This is a genomic window from Pseudoalteromonas sp. MMG012, assembly GCF_018100875.1.
GTDB lineage: Bacteria > Pseudomonadota > Gammaproteobacteria > Enterobacterales > Alteromonadaceae > Pseudoalteromonas > Pseudoalteromonas aurantia.
On record NZ_JAGJEF010000160.1, the window covers coordinates 1 to 2,766 of the forward strand.

At 32.4% G+C, this 2,766-nt stretch carries 2 protein-coding genes; both read right to left on the minus strand.

Annotated features, from left to right (window positions below):
• Nucleotides 1-90 precede the first annotated feature (90 nt).
• Nucleotides 91-939, minus strand: coding sequence for a hypothetical protein (locus J8L97_RS22640; RefSeq protein ID WP_211052983.1), 849 nt, complete (start codon nucleotides 937-939; stop codon nucleotides 91-93).
• Nucleotides 936-2,459 carry a sulfatase-like hydrolase/transferase gene (locus tag J8L97_RS22645; RefSeq protein WP_211052984.1) on the minus strand — a complete coding sequence of 508 codons (1,524 nt, stop codon included), beginning with the start codon at nucleotides 2,457-2,459 and terminating at the stop codon, nucleotides 936-938. Before J8L97_RS22645 ends, J8L97_RS22640 begins: the two co-directional genes overlap by 4 nt.
• Between the last annotated feature and the right edge of the window lie 307 nt (nucleotides 2,460-2,766).

Sequence of the window (2,766 nt, forward strand, 5' to 3'; positions counted from 1 at the left end):
TTGGAAGGCAGATTTCAATCCTTTGCATGAATACCCAAAAGCACTTAATACCCTTTTAAGGCTAAATATACTATTCTCACTTTTTAACACTTAATCACACCTTCCATTGTCATAAAAATCAACATAGAAACTACCTTTAATACCTAAGTCACCCTGAATCTGTTTTACATCTAAGTCATTTCTTGAATAAATCATAGATAGGATACCGTTATCAGAAAGGCGCTTAGCGTTTCTATAAGCAACTTCCATTTCATGTAACTGATCTCCTCGATAGGTTACTCTTTTTATGCCAGTTTCTACGACAAAATCAACCATGTTTTGGTTTCTAATATCTATATTCAATGCAGGGTGCAAGCCATTTTCTATAGCTAAGTTAAAGTCAAATACACTAAAGACTTCAACAATCATCCTATTTTTATAAGGTATTGATTGTGATAATAAGCCAATATCTCTAATTTTATCAGTTACTAATATCAAGTTTTCATTACTTAAAAACACTTCGTTTATCATCTCAATATCCATAGTCGTATACTTATCTAGATATTGAGCAGAAACAAACTCATAACTCTCAGGCGGAAAGTTTGTTAAGCTTGATTTATCGACATAACGTTCCCAATCATGAGCCCCTAAAATCTTACCATCTGATGAAACGAGCAAGTCTAATTCGATTAACCTATAACCATTATCAATAGACTTCTGTAGTGCCTCTTTTGAGTTTGTATATTTAATACCATCAATCCCACCACCTGCGTGAGCAATTAATGAACATGAGGTAAGGATGTTATCAATTTTTTTATTTGAACTTTCATGGATCGTTAATAAACCAAAGCCTTGGTATTTATAAACTAATAAGTGATAGATACCAGATCGCTTCTTATAGAAAACAAAAATAACCATTACTATCAAAATAATGCAAATAAAATATTTAATCTGTTTCATTGTAAAAACCTAATATCGCCAGAGTCAATCACAAACCTATCTTGGTTAACAACACTATCAATCTCAGCATCTGAGTTAAGCTCTTTAGCGCTAACATTAAGCCAAGCCCCTAATGTATGAGGTAAATCCCTTAAAAAGTATTCTTTATTATCATATTCAACACTATGTCTTTCAGTGGCTGACTCAATAAAAATAAGAGGTGTGTTTACAGCATCTGTTGAGAATTGCTTTCCTACCCCATGGGTCAAGAATGGAGGTTCATCTATCGATGTTAACCCATGATCTGAAACATATATTATTTTATACTTATCATGAGAAACAGTTTCTTTTACTTTATTAATGAATGATACAAGTTCAAGTATTGTTTTATCATAGCATTTACTCTGTAAGTCAGGTGTTGCTCTCAACAGTCCTACCCTATAACAAAAATCAAAATGGGAACCAATCATATGGAGGATAAATAAATTTCCATTCGGTTGTTGCTCTAGCCCTTGTGATAAATCATCAATTAGCACAAAGTCATTTTTTGTAAGTGAGTAATCTAGGTTATGGAAGTTATACTGATCAGCCCTCATAGCAATCCTAGTTACAGGTGTATCATCCTCTCCTACTCTAGCTTGATTAGAGTACCAGTGCGTCTTAAGCCCTGATTCTTTAGCTAAATCAATAATGTTTAATCCATAATAAAGATTATCAATATTATTTAATGACAGAAGGCGAGGAACTGAATATCGAGTTTGTGTTGCAGGTGCAATAGCATTCGTATATATCTTCCACCCATTGACTTTTTCACTATCAATCTTGTTAATACTTTCAGAAAACCTTTTTTGCTGTACAGACTCGCCAACAATTATTACATAGTTATAACTATCATCAGCACCTTCTATTAAATTCCACTTTGAAGTGATAGGTATAGACTCAGAGTCTAATAATTCTTTTGTTTGTACAGCTAAAGAGAGCATCTTAGGTATCCCACCAAAAATCTCAGCAAATCTTTCAAAACCTTTTATTTCATATGCGGGAGCATACAGATATCGAACAAAAGAAATTAAAGATACGATAATTACAATTACAGATGAGCATAGATATATACGCTTGTTATCTAAAAAATCTTCTATCTTAAAAATAATGATAATAAATGGAGATGATATAATGATAAAAAACATCATCTCCACAACAAAAGAATGAGAATTAAAAAACTCAAATGACTCGTTTATGTTTGTCTCCCATATAGAAGCAATCATCCCTACAGAAAAAGAGCCATATTTAACATACGAAGAAAACAGCAAGGTATAGAAAAAAGATAGTGTAACAACAGAGATACATCTCAAGATCCTACTCTTTATTAGAAATAGAATCAGATGATAAAAATAAATGGAAATCACCGATGAAATAGCAATTCTCACATAGGAAGTAGGTTTTAAAACTGCATCATCATAACTTAAGTACACCATAAAGCTTAGTGCTAAAAATGGGATGAATAACAATAATATACTGGATATGTGTTTTTTTAATGTCATTGAATGCTCTAAATGCTCTGCAATTATGAGCGTCAACAGCAAGTGAAAAGAATAATTTGAAACGCATTGTACCCACAATTAACTGTAGAAAAAAGAACATTTAAAATTTAACCTTACGATGCATATTTCGGTGCAGGTTATGCCCATTATGGTAAATAGCAAAGTTAGGCATCAAAAACACGCACCACACCGCTAAAGTATCCCCAGAATAAGCCTTTATGTATCAGAGAGCTAGAAATATTAAAAAATTTGAGAAATGAGGGAACATTCATGGTGTTTTGTGATCTTATGAATCGCCAAAAACAAC